Origin of the sequence: Paenarthrobacter aromaticivorans, assembly GCF_019038615.1 — a bacterium.
In the GTDB taxonomy this organism is placed as follows: domain Bacteria; phylum Actinomycetota; class Actinomycetes; order Actinomycetales; family Micrococcaceae; genus Arthrobacter; species Arthrobacter aromaticivorans.
Genome location: NZ_JAHOPC010000009.1, coordinates 182,516 through 201,146 on the forward strand (window position 1 = coordinate 182,516; position 18,631 = coordinate 201,146).

Below are 18,631 nucleotides of genomic sequence, written 5' to 3' on the forward strand. Positions count from 1 at the left end.
ACGTTCAGCAGTTCCACTTCCCCATACCTGCCATGCACAGCATAGTTCAGCCATTGTTCAACTGACTGGACTTGCCGCACTCTATCCGGCGGGCTTGAAACCTTAAGAATCCTACGTGCCAACCACCGGGCGGACAAACATGTGCCAGCGCTTCGGTCAGCCGAGGAAGGTCCGGACCGCGGCAAGATCGCGGCGGGAGAGCCCCCTGCGCGGATCCGGTGAGATGCAAAGCACACGGTCCTGGTGGTATTCAGCCCAGGAACGGGCGTCTGACTCTTGGCCAAGTTGGTCGTCCAGCCAGACGAAGCGCTCGGCTCCCATCTCGGCCAAGTCCTTCTGGAGCGCCCCGAGTTTCCACCATTCCGCGCTTTGGTCCCACCCCTGGCTGGACAGGACAGGCCAATCCTCGCCCTTCAGTCCAATGGCAGGACAGAGAAACTCCGGGGCAAGGCGCTCCCAGGTGGTGAGCCATACAAAGCGGGCGAAGGGATGCTCTGCCAGCTCGTTGAGTTCGGCCACTGCCTCGGGCGCGAACGCGACGTCAAGGATGCCGGCGTCGGCGATCTTCCATTCACCACCCCAATCAGTGAGGCCTTGGGGACCGAACGGGTTCACCACGCCGTCGACGTCCAAATATATGGACACCGGCATATTGGAGGCCATGGCCGCCTTCCCTTCCCCCAGGTTCCCGTGTATCAAGCCCAGCGTACGGTACGGCGCAGAACTTCAGGAGAAGAAAATACTGACAAAATCATTCTCTTGACGTTCGTCATAGAAGTGATAATCTCGAAAGTATGGAAAAGCCCCCAGTCCATTCCGCCCAAAGTGTCCGCCACATAGAAGACTCAGTGCGCACCGATTTCCGGCATGCAATGTCCTATGGCGGTTATCTGGACCTGGACCACCTGCTCAACTCGCAGCATCCGCTCAGCCAGCCCGAGCACCACGACGAACTGCTCTTCATCATCCAGCACCAAACCAGTGAGCTATGGCTCAAACTGGTGCTGCATGAGCTCCTGGAAGCCCGCAGGCTTTTCGACCAGGACAACCTTGGCAAGGCGCTCAAATGCATCGCCCGCGTCAAGGCCATCCAGCGCACCATGACCGAACAGTGGTCCGTCCTGGGTACCCTCACGCCCCGCGAGTATGCACAGTTCCGCGGATTCCTGGGTAGTTCCTCAGGTTTCCAGTCGTATCAATACCGCGGGGTTGAATTCCTGCTGGGCAATAAGAACAGGGGCATGTTGCGGGTCTTCGAAAGCGACCCCGAGGCATATGCGCTGCTCAGCCGGCTCCTGGAGGAGCCCACGTTGTACGACGCCTTCCTGGCGGTGCTTTCCCGCGCCGGCTACGAGATCCCGGCAGACATCCTTGAGCGGGACACCAGCGAGCCGTGGACATTCCGTAAGGATCTGGTCCCCGTGTTCCAGAAGATCTACGAATCGGACGATACCCAGTGGGGACTGTACGAGGCGTGCGAAGACCTGGTGGACGTCGAAGACAACTTCCAGGCCTGGCGGTTCCGCCACCTGCGCACGGTCCAGCGAACCATCGGGTTCAAGGTGGGCACCGGAGGCTCCTCGGGTGTTGACTTCCTCAAACGAGCCCTTGATCTCACCTTCTTCCCCGAGCTTTACGCCGTCCGCACTGAGATCGGCAACTAACAAACTTCCGGCCACCACTCCCAAGGAGGGAACCATGACTACCGCTCAGCAAACCCAACGGCCAACGTCGGCCGAACTGGACGCCGCAGATCCGCTCGCCGCCCAGCGTGAGGCCTTCTACACGCCCGACGCCGGCCAGCTCACCTCTTATCTGGACGGCAACTCTCTCGGGCGCCCCTTGAAGGCAACTGCTGCCAACCTGCAGTCGTTTGTCCAGGACGCCTGGGGCAGCCGGCTGATCCGCGGCTGGGACGAACAGTGGATGGATGAGCCTACGCGCGTGGGCGACCGCATCGGCGAAGTGACGCTTGGGGCTGCTCCCGGGCAGGTCACAGTGGGCGACTCCACCTCGGTCATGCTGTACAAGCTGATCCGGGCAGCGGTAGATGCCCAGCCGGGGCGTGACGAGATCATCATTGATCGCGACAACTTCCCTACGGACCGCTTCATCATCGAAGGGATTGCCAAGGAACGCGGGGCAAGCATCAAATGGATCGCGGCCAACCCCTCCAGTGGCGTCCGTACCGCTGACCTCGACGGGCTCCTTGGCGAGCGGACCGCCGTCGTGGTCCTCAGCCATGTGGCTTATCGCTCCGGGTTCCTGGCAGACGCGAAGGCAATCACCGGCAAGGTACATGCTGCAGGTGCCCTCATGCTCTGGGACCTGTGCCATTCCGTAGGTTCCGTGCTGCTGGACCTTGACGCCTGGGACGTTGACCTGGCCGTCGGCTGCACCTACAAGTACCTCAACGGTGGTCCGGGCTCCCCCGCGTTCGCATACGTCAACGCCTCACGGCAAGACATGCTCCAGCAGCCAATTTGGGGCTGGATGGGCGCGGACAATCCGTTCGGCATGACGGATTCATACCGTCCTGCAGAGGGAATCCGCCGGTTCATCACGGGTACTCCGCCGGTTCTAGCCATGCAGCCGATCAAGGACATGGTGGAGCTGATCGCCTCTGTGGGCATGGATTCGGTCCGGGAGAAGTCGGTCAAACTCACGGAGTACGCGATTGCCCTTGCAGATGAGCTCCTGGTACCACTTGGAGTTCACATCGTGAGCCCCCGCGATGCCGCCGAGCGTGGCTCCCACATCACAGTGGACCATCCGCTCTTTGCCGACGTCACTGCCAGGCTCTGGGAGAAGGGCGTCATCCCGGACTTCCGTCCCCCGCATGGCCTGCGCATCGGCCTGTCTCCCTTGAGCACGAGCTACGCCGAGGTTGAGCTGGGAGTGACCGCTATCCGCGACGCCCTCGCCGAACTACTGTGAGTGCCGTTCTTGACGACATGGACTCCCGTCCCGGGAGTACCACGTCGTTGCTGCGAACAGTCATCGGCCTGTACTTGCGGGAAGCCGGTGGATGGATGTCGGCCAGGGACATTGTGGTCCTCATGGAGGCCCTGGGCACGTCCGGCACAGTGAGCCGGACGGCCCTGGGCCGCCTGAGGAAGAAGGACGTCGTCCTCCAGGAGACTCGCGACGGGCTCCCCGGGTTCACCCTGACGGAGGGAGCCGCCACCATGCTGGCCCGCGGCGACCGTAGGATTTACAACCCCATCAGCATGTCACCGTCCGATCCATGGTGCCTGGTCTCCTTTTCGATTCCGGAGACGGAGCGGGAGAAGCGCCACCAGTTGCGGCGCAGGCTCCACTGGATTGGTTGCGGGACTGTGGCCGCCGGCCTGTGGATCTGCCCGGATACCCTTCGAGGCGAGGTGGAGGAAATCCTCGACGACCTCGAACTCCGAGGGATGGCCACCCTGTTCGTCACGCAAACCCCACTGGTGGGCGGCACCCTGCGGGACGCTGCGTCCGTGTGGTGGGATTTGGACTCGGTGGCAGAGCTGCACAAGGATTTCATCCGCCAGCACGGCGCCGCAGTGCTCGGGGAGGACAGCGCGGGCGTTGAGCCGACAGCCCAGGCGTTCGCCACTTTTGTCCAGTGCATCGATCGTTGGCGGATCATCCCCTACTTGGACCCAGGGTTGCCTGCGACGTTCCTGCCCAAAGACTGGCCCGGGGCTGAAGGGACCGCGTTGTTCAAGCGGATTATGGACGCGTACGCCCAGCCCAGTTCGGAGTTCGTGCGCCGCACGCTTGGGAGCGACGTGGCGGTCGCGGCTCCCTGAGCCGTTCGCCAACAGTTGCGGTTCGTCGGCAGTTGCGGTTCGCCGGCAGCCGCTGTTTAGGTAGTGCTGCTCTTAGGTGGTGCCGTTTTGAGGTGGTGCCGTTTTTAGGTGGTGCTCTTGACCCTCGAAACGAACCGGAAGCGATCGCCGCGAAACGTGCTGCGCGTCCATTCGACAGGGACGCCTGCAGCATCCCTTGCCAGGCGGTGGACTACCAGCAACGGCGCCCCCATTTCGATTCCGAGCAGCCGGACGTCCTCCGGCCCTGCCAGTGCTGTCTCTACGGTGTCCTCGACGTCGGAGATATGGATGCCGTACATGTCCGTCAGGGCGGCGTAGAGCGAACCGGCCTTCTCCAGGTTTGCCTTGAAGCGCGGGAGCTTGCCCGGGAGGTAGGCGATCTCATGGGCCAGGGGTTCGCCGTCGATCAACCGGATTCGCTCAAGCCGGGTGACAACAGCGCCGTCGTCGAGCCCCAGGTGCGTCGCGACGTCGATGTCCGCTTTCGCCATGGCCAGGGACAGGAGCTGCGAGTCAGGCCGCAGGCCTTGGTTCCTCGCGTCGTCGGAGAAGGACGTGAGCTGCCGGACGTGGGTGATCTTTGGCGGTGCGACAAAGGTGCCATGCCCTTGGATGCGGCCCAGTTTCCCTTCTGCAACGAGCTCGCTGATGGCTTGCCGCACGGTGGTGCGCGACGTCTTGTACTTCTCTGCGAGCGCCCGCTCGGTGGGTATGAGCGTGCCCGGCTGCTCGCCGGTGATCGCGGCAAGCAGCTCGGTCTTGAGGACGTAGTACTTGGGCATTCCCGCCGGGGCATCTGTGGACATATTGGACATCCTACTTGTAGACAACGTTATTGGTCTATGCCAATCTTGTGCAGGTTGGTCTAAACCAATTTCGATTAAACTCCGCAAAACCCCTACATTTCCACAGATCCAAGGGACAAAGATGTCGATCCTGCAAGACCTACGGCAAACACCCAAGCTCGGGCTCCTGGTGGGCGGTGCCGCCGCCACCATCGGTGTGATTTACGGCTACGACATGTCCAACATTGCCGGCGCCCTGCTGTTCATCACCAAGCAGTTCAGCCTCAGCACATCCCAGCAGGAACTGGTAACCACGGCAGTGGTTGCCGGTGAAGTACTTGGCGCGCTGGTGGGAGGCTGGCTATCCAACCGCGTGGGCCGGAAAGCCTGCATGGTGGGCCTTGCGATCGGCTACGCCCTGTTCGCCGTGCTCAGCGCCATGTCCAGCGATGTGCCCACACTGCTTATCGCCCGCCTACTACTGGGGCTCACCATCGGCGTTTCCGTTGTGGTTGTTCCGGTATTCGTTGCCGAGTCAGCGCCGGCGAAGGTCCGCGGCGCCCTGTTGGTGGCGTATCAAGTGGCGACCGTCTTCGGCATCATCGTCGGCTACCTGGCTGCATATGCCCTCGCGGGCACGGGCTCGTGGCGCTGGATGCTGGGCCTTGCTGCGATCCCGGCAATCATTGTCCTCGCCATCGTGATCAAGCTCCCGGACACTGCCCGGTGGTACATGATGCGGGGCAGGACTGACGACGCCAGGCGCACCCTGTCCGCCATTGAGCCCCACACAGACGTAGATGCAGAGTTGGCCGAGATGCAGCGGGCCATCAGCGAAGAACGGGGCGGCGGCCTCCGCGAGATGCTGCGCGTTCCTTACCTCCGGGCCACAGTGTTTGTGGTTGGCTTGGGATTCTTCATCCAAATCACCGGCATCAACGCTGTGGTCTACTACAGCCCCAGGATCTTCGAAGCCATGGGCTTCAGCGGCAACGCAGCCCTCCTGTTGCTTCCCGCGGCGGTGCAAGTGGCCTCCCTCATCGCTGTCTTCGTGTCCTTGTCCCTGGTGGATCGGCTGGGACGCCGCCCCGTGCTGTTGACCGGCATCGGCATGATGGTGGCAGCCAACGTCCTGCTGGTAGGAGTGTTCATGGCCGGCCAGGACTTTGGTGGCCTGCTCACCGTTCTTGGCTTCCTTGGGGTCCTTCTTTTCGCGGTGGGCTTCACATTCGGCTTCGGCGCACTGGTGTGGGTATACGCCGGCGAGAGCTTCCCTTCCCGTCTCCGCTCGCTCGGAGCCAGCGCCATGCTGACCTCCGATCTGGTGGCCAACGTCCTCGTGGCAGCGTTCTTCCTGACCATGCTTCAGCGTTTGGGTGGGGCAGGCACCTTCGCAGTGTTCGGTGTTCTGGCTATCCTCGGCTTTATGTTTGTCCGCAAGTTCGCTCCCGAGACGAAGGGCCGCCCCTTGGAGGAAATACAGCAGTACTGGGAAAACGGTGGGAAGTGGCCGGAGCCCGACGCGGTCGGACACATCCCCGCACAGGAAAACACCGAACCGGCGGTTGTCCGGTGACGCCCGCGGTGTTGGGACTTCATATTGGAGGTTCCAAGACACATGCTGTCCGTTCGGACCTGAAGCTGGACCCGAACGTGAACTCGGACCCAGGGCAGGGCGCGGACGCAAGCAATGGGGCTCCTCTCGAGATCACCGAGGCGAGCGCGAACCTGTCCTCGGTGGGTCATCAGGGTGCAGATGCCGTGCTGCGGCGGATCGCGGCTGCCGTCGGCGAGGGTGTTGAGGCGGTTTGCGCCGGTGCCGCGGGGGCGGATACTCCTGCCAGCAGGGCAGTCCTCAGTGCTTTGCTTACCGGGTATTTTCCCGGCGCCAGGATCGAGGTGGTCCATGACACCCGCATCGTCCTCGCCGCAGCAGACCTCGACGCCGGAGCGGTCCTGGTCGCAGGTACCGGCTCGGTAGCTTGGGGCCGGAACCGGGAGGGACGGGAAGCGCGCAGCGGAGGCTACGGCTACTTGCTCGGGGATGAAGGCGGAGGGTACTCCGTGGTCCGTGACGCCGTTCGTGAGGCCCTGCGGGAGTACTACGCGGGGTTGGAACCCGGCACGATGGTCAGCGCCCTTTTGGCGGCGACTGCGAGCGCGGACGCGCTGCAGCTCATGGATCTCTTCTATGCCAAGCCGGAGCCGGACCATTGGGCGGGCCTTGCCCCGTTGGTCCTGGATCTTGCGGTTGAAGGTGATCCGGCTGCGTTGCGGATTCAGGCCGAAGCCGCTCATTCCTTGGCCACGTTGGCCAGGCAAGTACTGGGCGAGCTCGGGTTGGACCTGCCGCTGGTGATGGCTGGTGGCCTCCTGGTCAATCAACAGCAGTTGGCGGGCGCGGTTGGCCGCAAGGTTGCCGTGGAGGATCCGTCGCTGATCAGGATCCTGGGCGATGCTCCAGTGCACGGAGCCGTAAAGCTCGCACGGCAGTTGATACAGCCCTGACTCCCAGGGATTTTGACCCTTCTAACAACAGACAGGAACTATGACCATCCCTCTTACCTCTCTGAACGTCCCGGACCAGGCTCCGGGCATCAAGATGGCCAACGAGATCGGCGAGCAGCCCCGGGTGCTTGCCGGACTCCTGGACTCGGACCGCCGCCAGTTCGTGGCGTTGGCGGACATCATCAAGAAGGCATCCCCACGCTTTGTCTTGCTCGCTGCCCGGGGCACAAGCGACCATGCGGCGTTATACGCGAAGTACCTCATTGAAATCAGCTTGGGCCTGCCTGTTGGCCTCGCGTCGCCGTCGACCCTTACTGCCTACGGCGCCAACCCCCAGCTGGAGGGCGTGCTGTGGTTGGCGGTTAGCCAGTCCGGCGGCTCGCCGGACCTGGTGGAGTCCACAGCAGCAGCGCGTCGTCTGGGCGCCCTGACTGTTGCAGCGACCAACTCACCGCAATCCCCGCTTGCCGGCGCCGCGGAGCATCACCTGGATATCCGGGCGGGCAGCGAAACTGCCGTTGCTGCTACCAAGAGCTACACGGCGCAGCTTCTGGCCCTGTGGTTGTTGGTTGATGCGTGGCGTGGTGGGACGTCCAACGGCGCCGCGGGCCTTCCGGAGTGGGCCGCTTCCGTTCTTGCCGACGACACCGTACTGGAGGTCGCTGGTGGTTACCGCTTCGCCGACCGCATCATCACTACGGGTCGTGGCTATTCCTACCCCACGGCGAGGGAGGGTGCCTTGAAGCTCATGGAAACCTCCTACCTTCCTGCCCAGGCTTTCTCTGGCGCGGACCTCCTGCACGGGCCGTTCGCGATGATCGACTCCCAGCACCCGGTGATTGCCGTTGTTCCGGAGGGAATCGGAGGCACGGCCATGCGCCCTATCCTGGAGAGGCTCGAAGACCGCGGTGCGCACGTGTGCGTTGTGGGCGATCCCTCTGCCGCCCCTCCAGGCAGCTTGGTTCTTCCTTTGCCTGCCGGCGTGCCGGAGGAGCTTTCTCCTATCCTGCAGATCCTGCCCCTCCAGCGACTGGCCCTGCAGTTGTCGGTGGAGCGCGGCAACGATCCCGATGCGCCGCGAGGCCTGCTGAAGGTCACTGAAACCTGGTAGGCGCCGGTGGGTGCGTGGCTGGATGTGCACGCCGCATCCAGCCACGAGGACCGATGATGCATTCAGGTAACCGGAGTAGTCTGGACTCATGCCTCTCACGCGTGGTGGTCGGTAGCAATGGCGCGGGCCAGGCAGCGGTGGCTGCCAGCTCTCCTGATTCCCCTTGCATTGGCACTGGCGGCGCTTATTGGCTCCGTCCAGGCCGGCGCAAGTGTCTCCTTGCCGCCCAAAACGGCTAACGAGATCCTGGCGATGATAGCCCGCACCGAGGTGCACGCTTTATCCGGCACTGTGGTGCAGACTGCGGAGTTGGGGCTGCCTGAAGTTCCCACGGCTGGCCCGGGAATCGTGCCCGGAGCTACGTCGGCATTCGAGTTGCTCACGGGCTCGCATACAGCACGGGTATACCTGGACGGGCCCTCCAAGGCCAGGCTGCAGATACTGGACCGGATGGCCGAACGTGACTTTGTGGTCAATGGCAGCGACGCCTGGTTCTACAACTCCGCGGACAACAGCGCGACACACTTGAGCGTCCCTGTGCCCTCAAACACTGGGCAGAAGGACTCCCTTCGAAGTGAAACAACCCATGCGGGCATGCCCACTCCTGAGGCAATGGCCAGTCACTTCCTGTCAGCCATTGACTCCAGCACTGAAGTAACGGTGGGAGAAGCTTCCACTGTGGCGGGTCGCAGCGCGTACCGGCTGAGCCTCGTGCCGCGCAGCGACGGAACTTTGGTTGATTCCGTTTCGATCGAGGTCGACTCCGAGACCGGTTGGCCACTGGGAGTCGAGGTCCGCGCGAAGGGCCAGCCGGAGCCAGCCTACTCACTTGCCTATACGGACGTGAACTTCTCCGCACCTGACGCGGCCCTGTTTAACTTCACTCCTCCGGCCGGTGCAACTGTCACAGAGAAGCCGGTCCCCATCAAGCCATTGCCGCCCCCGATGGAAGGTCCTGCCGGCGCAGCTCCGGATGACTCTGCGCCAGCACCGGATGCTGTTGTTCCAACACCTCAGGGATCATCCAGTCCCATGCTCCCCCACCCCAGCCCTTCAGTGACCGGCAAAGGGTGGGACGCCGTGGTCGGCTTGCCCGCTGGAACGGCGCCTGCCGAACTCACATCCAACCCGCAACTCGCCCAGGCCCTGCAACCCGTAAGCGGAGGACGAGCGCTGACTACGTCTCTGGTGAGCGTCCTCATTCTCGACGACGGCCGCGTGTTTGCCGGGTTGGTGCCTTTGGACCGGCTGCAGTCAGCCGCGACGGCGCAATGAACGGCGCCCCATGATCGGCAACCTGTGACGGAAACCCGTGAAGCTGCTCCCGGCTCCCTGCCGATTGACCTTGCCATAGAAACCCATGGCCTCGTGAAGCGCTTTGGGCACCGTTCCGCGGTGGACGGCATTGACCTTGCGGTCCCCCGTGGTGCGGTTTACGGCTTCCTGGGGCCCAATGGTTCGGGAAAGACCACCACCATCCGGGTTTTGCTGGGCCTCGCTTCCGCGAACGGTGGTGAAATCCGGGTTCTGGGCAGGGAGATGCCCCAGCAGTTGGCTTCCGTGCTACCCGAGGTCGGCGCACTGGTGGAGGGGCCGGGCTTCTATCCGTTTCTTTCCGGAGCGGCCAATCTGCTGCGGCTGGATTCAGCGGACCGCCATGCATCCTCTGCCACCCGCCACCGCCGCGTCAATGAGGCGTTGGACCGCGTTGGGCTGGGTCACGCCGCCGGAAAGAAGGTACGTGCCTACTCATTGGGCATGAAACAGCGCCTCGGGCTGGCCAACGCCATGCTCCGGCCGCGCGAACTGCTTGTGCTCGACGAACCAACCAACGGGCTGGACCCCCAAGGCACCCGGGAGGTGCGCAGCTTGGTTCGGTCCCTTGCCGCCGGCGGGACCACCGTCTTCGTTTCCAGCCACCTCCTGGCCGAGGTGGAGCAAATGTGTACCCATGTGGGGGTGATGAGTGCCGGACGGCTGGTGGCCCAAGGACCGCTGGATGAACTGCGGTCTGCCGGGCAAGCGCACGTTCTGGTACGAACGCCCGACGGCGAACGTGCTGCCCGCGTCCTGGCCCGCCTGGGTCTGGTACCCGGCGAAGCGCCTGGCCACGGGGTGATCCAAGGAAACGGACTCGACGGCATTGAGCCTGAAGAGATCGTTGCAGCGTTGGTGGCCGACGGCGTCCGGGTCAGGGGCTTCTCTGTGGAGAACGCAACCCTGGAAGAGCGGTTCGTGTCCTTGACCGGAGAGGGGTTTGACGTTGTCGGCTGAAACTGGTGACACTCTGGAGGCTGCTGGTACGTCCGGAACAACTGGCGCCCGGAAAGACAGTGCCGTCCGTCCCGGGATGGGGTGGGCGTTGCTTGGCTCGGAATTATCCGTGCTGTTTCGTCGCCTCAGGACGTGGGCCATGCTGGTGGCCCTTGCCGCCGTTCCCATCCTGATTGCCCTTGCCGTCAAACTCTCGTCCCGGCCAGCGACACCTGGCCGCGGACCACTGTTCCTGGATCGCATCACCCAGAACGGCCTCTTTGTTGCCGTGACAGCCCTTGTGGTGTGTGTCCCGCTGTTCCTGCCCCTCACCGTCGGAGTGGTGGCAGGGGACACCATCGCCGGAGAAGCCAACCTCGGCACCTTGCGCTACCTGCTCCTTGCACCATCGGGGCGTATCCGCCTGCTCCTGGTCAAGTACGCCGGGGCCGTCGCTTTCTGTTGTGCCGCTACGGCCACGGTCGCAGCCGCAGGTGCCTTGGCCGGCGTCGTGTTCTTCCCCATCGGTCCCGTCACGCTACTCTCCGGTGACACGATCGGGGTTGGCGAGTCAGTACTGCGTTCGCTGCTGATCGCTGCTTACATCACGGTCTCGCTCCTAGGCTTGTCGGCGATTGGACTGCTCATCTCAACCTTCACGGACGTACCCGTGGGCGCTATGGCTGCCACAATCGTCCTCTCGGTGGTCTCGCAGGTGCTGGACAACCTGCCACAACTGGAATGGCTGCATCCTTGGCTGTTCAGCCACCACTGGCTTGGCTTCGCGGACCTCCTGCGGCAACCGGTCTCCTGGACATCCTTCGGCGAAAACGCGCTGCTCCAAGCCGGGTACATTGCCGTCTGTGGCGCGCTGGCCTACGGGAAGTTCACCACCAAAGACATCCTGTCCTAGCTTTGACGTAGGCTCTCTCCATGGCCAGATTCTTTGACGTCCACCCTGAAGATCCCCAACCACGCGCCATCGGCCAAGTGGTTAACATGCTGCAAAGCGGTGGGCTCATCGCCTACCCCACCGACTCCTGCTACGCCCTGGGCGCCCAGATCGGCAACAGGGAAGCCCTGGATCGCATCCGGACCATCCGGCAACTGGACGACAAACACCACTTCACGCTGGTCTGCAAGGATTTTGCCCAAATGGGGCAGTTCGTGATGATCGATAACGATGTATTCCGCAGCATCAAGGCCGTCACCCCCGGCAGCTACACGTTCATCCTTCCGGCCACCCGCGAGGTTCCCAAGCGCCTGCTCCACCCGAAAAAGAAGACCGTTGGGGTGCGCATTCCGGATCACAAAGTGGTCCAGGCGCTCCTGGCGGAGCTCGGTGAACCATTGCTGTCCAGCACGCTCCTTCTGCCTGACCAGGAGGAGCCGCTGACCCAGGGCTGGGAAATCAAGGAACGGCTGGACAACGAAGTGGACGCAGTGATCGATTCCGGCGATACCGGTTCAGAGCCAACCACAGTGATCGACTTCTCCAGCGGCACGGCAGAAGTGGTGCGCCGCGGAACCGGCGATCCTTCACGGTTCGAATAGGGGCCCATCCGTCCATCCCCCCGGGCGGATCAGCGGAACTGAAAGCGGCAGCTCGCGTTCAAAGCAACCTGGGCCAGTCCTGTCAGTTCCAAGGCGATGGCCGAGGGCCGTGTGGACAGGGGCAGCGGCGGGTAGGCCAATGAGATGGTGAGCTGACGGTTTCCATCAGCACTGCTGATCGAGATGGTGCCATAGCCAGGTACGTCACCTGAATGGCCGTAATAAAAGCCGTTGGTGCACGTGTCATTCCAGTGGTCCAGGCCCAATCCGTAATCGGCGAAAACCGATCCCTTCATCTCCACGAGGCTCTGCGGTAACAGCAGCTGCCCCTTGAGCAACGCTGCGTAGAAGGTGTTGATGTCCCCCACGCTGGCGATGACGCCCTCTGAAGCCGGGCCGCCTGGCTGCGCGGAACGCGTGATGTCCACGGTTTCACCCCGCACCACCGCATAACCGTGGACCAGGGCATCCGGAAGGGGGCTCTCGTCCAACACCATGGTTGAGTGCAAATCCAAGGGATCCAGGATGTCCATGCGCAGCACCGCGCCCAGTGGAGCGCCTCGGAGCCGCTCCACCAAAAAACCAAGCACTGCATAATCCGAAAGTCCACTGGCTAAGGGAGTGCCTGCGGTGTGGCCCAGCAATTGCCGGACCGTCACCGACTCTGGCTCCGGCGGAAGGAGGACGTCGATCCCCGGCAGGTACTTGGCGATCGAATCCTCAAGTGCCACCCGGCCTTCTTCCACCAGCTTCAACACGGAAACTGCAACCATGGTCCGTGTGAGTCCGCCCACCCGGATCGGATCATCCGCCTGCACAGGAGCACCTCCCCCGAGGCTCCTGACACCTGCCGCGTGCCTCCACACTTGTTGCCCGGCCCTGGCCTCTATCAGCACCGCCGGCGCACCGTTCTGGAGCATCTCCCGGCTAAAGAGTTCCAAGGTTGCCTGCAACTCACGAAAGGCGGGTGATAGCGGTGGTGCGGGAGAGGTGCCTCTGAATGGCGGCACGGGCACCGTGGGAGGGGCCGGCGTCGAGCTTGTCACTGGCCCCGGCGGAAGCGGATTGGGCTGCGGTTCGCCCGTGCAGCCAGCGAGGAACAGGCCGCACACAAGCGTTGCGGTCACAATGCCCCCGCGTGAACCTCGATGCACACCTGCTCCTGCGTTTACTCCTCCTGCTTACGCGCCCGGCTGGGCTGTACCCGCATGGGTTCCCCCGGCATCTTGGGAAATTCCGGTGGGAACGGCATCTCGCCCTGGCCGTTCTTGACGTCGCGCTCCCACCATTGCAGAAGGACGTCGATGTCTCCGGGCTTCTCATGCATAGTGGCCCACGGGTCGCCTGTCGTCTTCAGCCGGTCCGGAACAGTGGTGATGGTGTATTTAGCCGGGTCTGCATTCTCCAGCTCTTCCCACGCCAGCGGGCAGGATACCTGTGCATTCGGCACTGCGCGCGGGCTATAGGCACCGGCGATCGTCCGGTCCCGGTTGGCCTGGTTGAAGTCCACGAAGATCCTGGTCCCGCGTTCTTCTTTCCACCATGCAGTGGTGACCTTCTCGGGCATCCGCCGCTCCAACTCCCGGCCGGCGGCGATCACCGCGTGGCGCACTTCCAGGAATTCATGCTTGGGATGGATTGGCGCATACACATGCAGTCCCCGGTTGCCCGAGGTCTTGATGAAGGCCGTCAGCCCGGCTTCGTCCAACAACGCACGCAGTTCCTGCGCAGCCGGTATGGCGTCATCAAAGTCGGTTCCCGGCTGGGGATCGAGGTCGATACGCAGCTGGTCGGGATTGTCGGGATCGTTGGCACGGGAAGCCCACGGGTGGAAAACGACCGTGTTCATTTGCGCTGCCCACACCGCGGCGGCGGGCTCGTCGATCACCAACTGCGGATGGGTCCGGGCGCTCGGATACGTCACCATGACCGAGCGGACATAGTCCGGCGCACCTTTGGGAGGGTTCTTGGAGAAGAACATCTCGCCCTCGATATTGCCCGAGTACCGCTGGAGGCTGACGGGCCGGTTGCCGTTGGCCGCCACAAAAGCGTCCCCCACGTCCACGAGATAGTTGGCCAGGTCCAGTTTCGTCAGCCCGGCCTCAGGCCACATGACGCGGCTTGGGCTTGAAATCCGAACTTCGCGGGGGCCTTCGGGACCGGGCACGGAGACTGTTGCTGATTCGCTCGCCATGGCCACAAGCTACCCCGTCAAGGGCGTTCACGTCAGCATCCTGGGTTCCTTTTTTCGGACGGCGTGACGTAGCGCCTGACAGCTCCAGGCCAAACTGCACCATGATGGATACATGCCAAACACTGAAACCGCCCTGACCGTTGCCGTGGGAGACACCAAGGTCTCAGGAATCCATGTCCGTCCGGAGGAGTCGTTCGCCACCCTCGTAGTTGCCCATGGCGCGGGAGCGGGAAAGGAACACCCCTTCCTTCAGGGATTTGCCGAGGCGATGGCGGTGGACGGCGTCAGTACTCTGCGCTTCAATTTTCCGTACCGGGAAGCAGGACGACGTTTCCCCGACCGCCCGCCGGCAGCCATAGCCACGTGGCGCGCTGTTATGGAAAAGGCCGCAGAGCTTGCAGGCGATGAACCGTTGTGGGCAGGAGGAAAATCCTTTGGGGGTCGGATGGCATCCATGGCCGTGGCTGAGGGAATGCCCACAAGTGGCCTGGTGTACCTGGGATATCCCTTGCATGCCCCGGGTAAACCGGAGAAGCTCCGCGATGAACACCTCTACGGGATAACGGTGCCCATGCTCTTCCTCCAGGGCACCCGCGATACGTTCGCGACGCCGGAACTCCTGGAGTCTGTGGTTGCCAGAATTGGCCCGACGGCGACTCTCCAGTGGAGCCAGGACGCCGACCATTCGTTCGTGGTCAAGGGCCTCAAGCGCAGCGCCGCCGAAATAGGTGCCTCGCTTGCACCCGCGGTAGCGGGGTTCATGAGGGAAAACAGTTGAGGAACTACTTCGGCACTGGTTCGTGACGCAGATAGGATCGCCGGAAGCGGCCGGTACCCGCTGTCAGTGCCCGAAGTTCAACGGCGTAGCGCAGAAGTTCCTGGTCAGGAACTTCTGCCGTAATCTCAGTACCTTCGCCGTTGGCTGCCGTAGTTCCGGTCACGCGTCCCCTCCGGCCCGACAGATCGCTCATCACCGCCCCCACGTGTTCGTCCGGGACACTGACCACCACTGCGGACACAGGCTCCAGCAACTGGATCCTTGCCGTTGCCGCGGCTTCGCGAAGCGCCAACGCACCGGCCGCCTGGAAGGCTGCGTCCGAGGAATCCACGCTGTGGGTTTTTCCGCCCACCAAGGTGACTTTGATGTCCACCACGGGGAACCCTGCCGAAACGCCCTTGAGCATCTGGGAACGCACGCCCTTTTCCACGGAAGTGACGAACGTACCGGGAATAACACCGCCCACCGTCTTGTCAGCGAATTCAAACCCCTCCCCGCGTGCCAAGGGCTCAACTTCGATGTCGCAGATGGCGAACTGTCCATGTCCACCTGATTGCTTGACATGCCGGCCGTGCCCGGCGGCCTTGCTGGCGAACGTTTCCCGCAGCGGCGTGATGACCTCGACTGTTTGAAGCTTGACGCCCTGGTTGCGCAGCCTGTCCAGGATCACCTCAGCATGCGCCTCACCCATGCACCACAGAATCAACTGGTGCGTGTCCTGATTGCGTTCCACCCGAAGCGTCGGATCTGCTGCGACTACCTTGCCAATGCTCTTGGCCAGCGCGTCCTCGTCGCTACGGGACACTCCTTCGATCGCTATGGGCATCAGCGGCTCAGGCATGTTCCAGGTTTCAATCAGCAGCGGGGCGTCCTTGTCCGAGACAGTGTCCCCCGTTTCCGCGTTTGCCAGCTTGCTGATGGCACAAATGTCACCGGCTATGCACTGCGAAACAGCCTTCAGGCTTGATCCGACCGGCGAGTACAGATGGGTGACGCGCTCATCGCTGTCGTGGTCCTCGTGGCCCCTGTCTGCCAATCCCCTGCCGCCTATGTGGATGGCTGAATCCTCACGGAGGGTCCCGGAAAAAACACGGACCAGGCAGACGCGGCCCAGGAACGGATCCACTGTAGTCCGCACCACCTCGGCAGCCAGGCGTCCTGCGGGGTCGCATTCCAGTGGTTTCAAGGACGAACCATCGAGTTTCATCACTGGGGGCGCGGTGCGTTCCAGGGGCGAAGGCAAAGCATCAATCATCAGTGACATGAGCTCGGGAAGCCCTAGGCCCGTCTCCGCCGAAGTAGCCATTACCGGGAAGAAGGAGCCCCTGGCCACAGCGGTCTCCAGATCCTTGATGAGATCCTCCAACGGCAACTCTTCACCGCCCAGGTAGCGGTCCATCAGGGTCTCGTCTTCGCTTTCGGCAATAATCCCTTCAATCAAAGGGCCCCGGGCTTCCTCCACGGCAGGATCATCGCTGCTCCCGTGGAGCACCCCAGCCAGTTCTCCCCCAGAGGGCAGGTACAGCGGGAGGACGGACTCGCCGAAGGCTTCCTGGCAACGCACGACGGCGGCACTGAAATCCGCGCGGGGATGGTCCAGGCGGCTGACTACGACAGCCCGCGGCATGCGGATCTTCTCGCACTCACCCCACAAGGCGATGGTGGCGCCGTCGATGCCGTCCACAGCGGAGACGACAAAGAGGGCCGCGTCAGCGGCCCTCAATCCTGCCCGTAATTCCCCCGTGAAATCCGTGTATCCCGGAGTGTCGATCAGATTTACCTTTACGTCGCCCACCAGAATCGGGGCCACCGACAAGGTGACGGACCTTTGCTGATGGATGGCTGAGGGGTCTGAATCGCTGACGGTGGTTCCCTCGGTAATCGAGCCCATCCTGGTGATGGCCCCTGTCGCAGCCAAGAGCGCTTCTACCAGCATCGACTTCCCTGCACCTGAATGCCCCACGAGGGCCACGTTGCGGATCTTGGCGGGATCACTTGCCGCCAGAGCCGTGCCGTTCTCGCTTCGCCGGGACTCGGGTGTGCCGGGTCCGGCCGCCTTAGCCGTCTCCCGTGTGCCCTTCGCGGACATGAGCACCTCCTGGTGTCGTATCCAAGCTCGGAGTTCGAACGCGCCGAAAGGTTCGAACGTGTAAGAGGATTGGACACCCTGAGGCGACCACAGGGCAAGCCCCAGCCGAGGACGAAGAGCCGGCGGCGAAGCCGCCAACGGGTCCTAGGCCGGGACCATCCCCCATAACAACCATGCTGACGTGACTGTGCTTCCTGTGATGACCACGGAGAATCCTGTCAGCCACAGGAATGATGGGACACCCGTGGTGCGGCCAAGGATGTAGGCGTCCGATGCTCCGAGCCGGTCCCGGCGCCGTGTATGGACGCCGGCGAGCTTGAAAAGGTCGCGCACGGCACCCACTGACAGGGCGATGCCCAGGGCCAGCACAGCGTAGTTGATCATTGTGGGCGATCCGAAGACAACCAAAAGCTGGGCGATAGCTGCGCTGACCACGGCCACCAGGATGCCTGTCAAGTTGCGCAGGAAAATCAGGGAGACCAGCAGGATCAGCGCGCCTACAGACATCGCGGCCCCTGATCGGCCGGCAGCGAACGCAGCAAGCAAGGCAAGTCCCACGACTGCGGGCGCAGGATAGCCCCAAAACCCTGACCAGGCCGCACCAAAAGGGCTTCGGCCGCTGCTGACGAGGCGGCCCGAATGATCCAGTCCAATGCGAAGACTGTGGACAAACCGCCCCGTCATGAGGGCGGCATAGGCGTGGCCAAGCTCATGGACGAACGTCACGTAGAGACCGAACCATCGCCACGTGACTCGAGGAATGCTCAAGATGGTTGCTGCTGCGAGAATCACCAACAACGCAGGTAGTGGCACGGCAGTAGTGTGAACGTCGGTGAAGCCGCGGACCACAGCCGCCCACCAGGCTTGTACAGGGTTCACAGCAGCGTTCCCAGCACCGTTCACAGCACCCCGGATTTGAGGCGCGAACGGAGTCCGGCTACCAGGATCTCCAAACCGAAATCGAAGGCTGCTTCACCACGCTGATCCGGCGGACCCGCGTGCGTTAACGCCTGGGTAAGGGCCGGGTAGCCGTGAACCGGAGGTGCCCACACGACGTCGGGAGCCGCCAGGTCCAAGGCAAATCCCAAGGCAAAACTGTCGATCGTGGAGATCGCCGAAACCACATCCTGCCCCTGGAAACCGGCATTTTCCAGGGCAACCGCCAAATTCTCGTAGAGAGCCAGTACCTGATCGTTCTGCACCGTTTGCAACACCAGCAGGGGCGCCAGTCGGGGGTGCCGGTCGAACGCGTCGCGGTAGGCACGGACGATGACCCTGATGGCATCCTCCCAGTCCTGCCCTTCATGGAGCGTGTACGGGTTCTCGGCGATGATCCGCCCGCGCATCAGTTCCAGTATTTCTTCCCGGCCGCTGACATGGTTGTAAATGGACGATTGACTGACGCCGATCCTCTTGGCCAGTTTGGGCAGGCTGAAGTCCCCGGCCTCGTCAACCAGCTCCAAGGCAGCCGTGACGAGCGCGTCGATGGATATCAGCGGAACCAGCGGGCGTGGCATTGGGTTCTCCAATCAATGTGTTGT

The 18,631-nt window shown here is 62.9% G+C and carries 18 protein-coding genes; 11 read left to right on the plus strand and 7 right to left on the minus strand.

Annotated features, from left to right (window positions below; genetic code table 11):
* Positions 1 to 156 precede the first annotated feature (156 nt).
* Positions 157 to 663 (minus strand): HAD domain-containing protein, encoded by a 507-nt coding sequence (locus KSW38_RS15505; RefSeq protein WP_254186550.1) that lies wholly within the window; start codon positions 661 to 663, stop codon positions 157 to 159.
* A 131-nt stretch (positions 664 to 794) separates the two neighbouring features.
* On the opposite strand from KSW38_RS15505, the gene kynA reads away from it, so the two are divergent.
* Genes kynA through KSW38_RS15520 form a run of 3 tightly spaced genes read left to right on the plus strand, consistent with a single transcriptional unit; the run spans position 795 to position 3,797 of the window.
* Positions 795 to 1,664 (plus strand): tryptophan 2,3-dioxygenase, encoded by an 870-nt coding sequence (gene kynA, locus KSW38_RS15510; RefSeq protein WP_216925817.1) that lies wholly within the window; start codon positions 795 to 797, stop codon positions 1,662 to 1,664.
* Positions 1,665 to 1,698: 34 nt separating this feature from the next.
* Positions 1,699 to 2,937, plus strand: a complete 1,239-nt coding sequence (locus KSW38_RS15515; RefSeq protein WP_216925818.1) for a kynureninase — start codon at positions 1,699 to 1,701, stop codon at positions 2,935 to 2,937.
* Positions 2,934 to 3,797, plus strand: coding sequence for a PaaX family transcriptional regulator (locus KSW38_RS15520; protein ID WP_216925819.1), 864 nt, complete (start codon positions 2,934 to 2,936; stop codon positions 3,795 to 3,797). Before KSW38_RS15515 ends, KSW38_RS15520 begins: the two co-directional genes overlap by 4 nt.
* Before the next feature lie 104 nt (positions 3,798 to 3,901).
* Here KSW38_RS15520 and KSW38_RS15525 read toward each other — a convergent pair whose 3' ends face one another.
* Entirely contained in the window at positions 3,902 to 4,633 is a 732-nt protein-coding gene (locus KSW38_RS15525) for a GntR family transcriptional regulator (RefSeq protein WP_216925820.1), read from the minus strand.
* 112 nt (positions 4,634 to 4,745) lie between these two features.
* Here KSW38_RS15525 and KSW38_RS15530 point away from each other — a divergent pair, with 112 nt between their 5' ends.
* From KSW38_RS15530 to KSW38_RS15560, 7 genes are all read left to right on the plus strand, one after another.
* Positions 4,746 to 6,179 carry a sugar porter family MFS transporter gene (locus tag KSW38_RS15530; protein ID WP_216925821.1) on the plus strand — a complete coding sequence of 478 codons (1,434 nt, stop codon included), beginning with the start codon at positions 4,746 to 4,748 and terminating at the stop codon, positions 6,177 to 6,179.
* Positions 6,180 to 6,187: 8 nt separating this feature from the next.
* On the plus strand, positions 6,188 to 7,111 hold the full coding sequence (locus KSW38_RS15535) for an N-acetylglucosamine kinase (protein ID WP_223949291.1): 924 nt from the start codon (positions 6,188 to 6,190) through the stop codon (positions 7,109 to 7,111).
* Positions 7,112 to 7,151: 40 nt separating this feature from the next.
* Entirely contained in the window at positions 7,152 to 8,222 is a 1,071-nt protein-coding gene (locus tag KSW38_RS15540; RefSeq protein ID WP_216925823.1) for an SIS domain-containing protein, read from the plus strand.
* A gap of 117 nt (positions 8,223 to 8,339) precedes the next feature.
* Positions 8,340 to 9,497, plus strand: a complete 1,158-nt coding sequence (locus KSW38_RS15545; RefSeq protein WP_216925824.1) for a LolA family protein — start codon at positions 8,340 to 8,342, stop codon at positions 9,495 to 9,497.
* Between the two features lie 24 nt (positions 9,498 to 9,521).
* Positions 9,522 to 10,496, plus strand: coding sequence for an ABC transporter ATP-binding protein (locus KSW38_RS15550; protein ID WP_216925825.1), 975 nt, complete (start codon positions 9,522 to 9,524; stop codon positions 10,494 to 10,496).
* 76 nt (positions 10,497 to 10,572) lie between these two features.
* On the plus strand, positions 10,573 to 11,388 hold the full coding sequence (locus tag KSW38_RS15555; protein WP_216925846.1) for an ABC transporter permease: 816 nt from the start codon (positions 10,573 to 10,575) through the stop codon (positions 11,386 to 11,388).
* Positions 11,389 to 11,408: 20 nt separating this feature from the next.
* Entirely contained in the window at positions 11,409 to 12,029 is a 621-nt protein-coding gene (locus KSW38_RS15560; RefSeq protein ID WP_216925826.1) for an L-threonylcarbamoyladenylate synthase, read from the plus strand.
* Positions 12,030 to 12,058: 29 nt separating this feature from the next.
* Here KSW38_RS15560 and KSW38_RS15565 read toward each other — a convergent pair whose 3' ends face one another.
* Together KSW38_RS15565 and ligD are read right to left on the minus strand one after the other, a co-directional pair.
* On the minus strand, positions 12,059 to 13,045 hold the full coding sequence (locus KSW38_RS15565) for a serine hydrolase domain-containing protein (RefSeq protein WP_308169397.1): 987 nt from the start codon (positions 13,043 to 13,045) through the stop codon (positions 12,059 to 12,061).
* Positions 13,046 to 13,197: 152 nt separating this feature from the next.
* Positions 13,198 to 14,223, minus strand: coding sequence for a non-homologous end-joining DNA ligase (ligD, locus tag KSW38_RS15570; protein WP_216925827.1), 1,026 nt, complete (start codon positions 14,221 to 14,223; stop codon positions 13,198 to 13,200).
* 112 nt (positions 14,224 to 14,335) lie between these two features.
* On the opposite strand from ligD, the gene KSW38_RS15575 reads away from it, so the two are divergent.
* The gene (locus KSW38_RS15575; RefSeq protein WP_216925828.1) at positions 14,336 to 15,001 is read left to right on the plus strand and encodes an alpha/beta hydrolase family protein; all 666 of its coding nucleotides are present in this window, start codon (positions 14,336 to 14,338) and stop codon (positions 14,999 to 15,001) included.
* A 4-nt stretch (positions 15,002 to 15,005) separates the two neighbouring features.
* Here the strand turns inward: KSW38_RS15575 and KSW38_RS15580 are convergent, their stop codons facing one another.
* The 3 genes from KSW38_RS15580 to KSW38_RS15590 form a co-directional block, all read right to left on the minus strand.
* Complete coding sequence (locus tag KSW38_RS15580; RefSeq protein WP_216925829.1) at positions 15,006 to 17,090, minus strand: elongation factor G-like protein EF-G2; 2,085 nt, start codon at positions 17,088 to 17,090, stop codon at positions 15,006 to 15,008.
* 144 nt (positions 17,091 to 17,234) lie between these two features.
* Positions 17,235 to 17,969 carry a M50 family metallopeptidase gene (locus tag KSW38_RS15585; protein ID WP_216925830.1) on the minus strand — a complete coding sequence of 245 codons (735 nt, stop codon included), beginning with the start codon at positions 17,967 to 17,969 and terminating at the stop codon, positions 17,235 to 17,237.
* Between the two features lie 20 nt (positions 17,970 to 17,989).
* Complete coding sequence (locus tag KSW38_RS15590; protein WP_216925831.1) at positions 17,990 to 18,607, minus strand: TetR/AcrR family transcriptional regulator C-terminal domain-containing protein; 618 nt, start codon at positions 18,605 to 18,607, stop codon at positions 17,990 to 17,992.
* Positions 18,608 to 18,631: the final 24 nt, after the last annotated feature.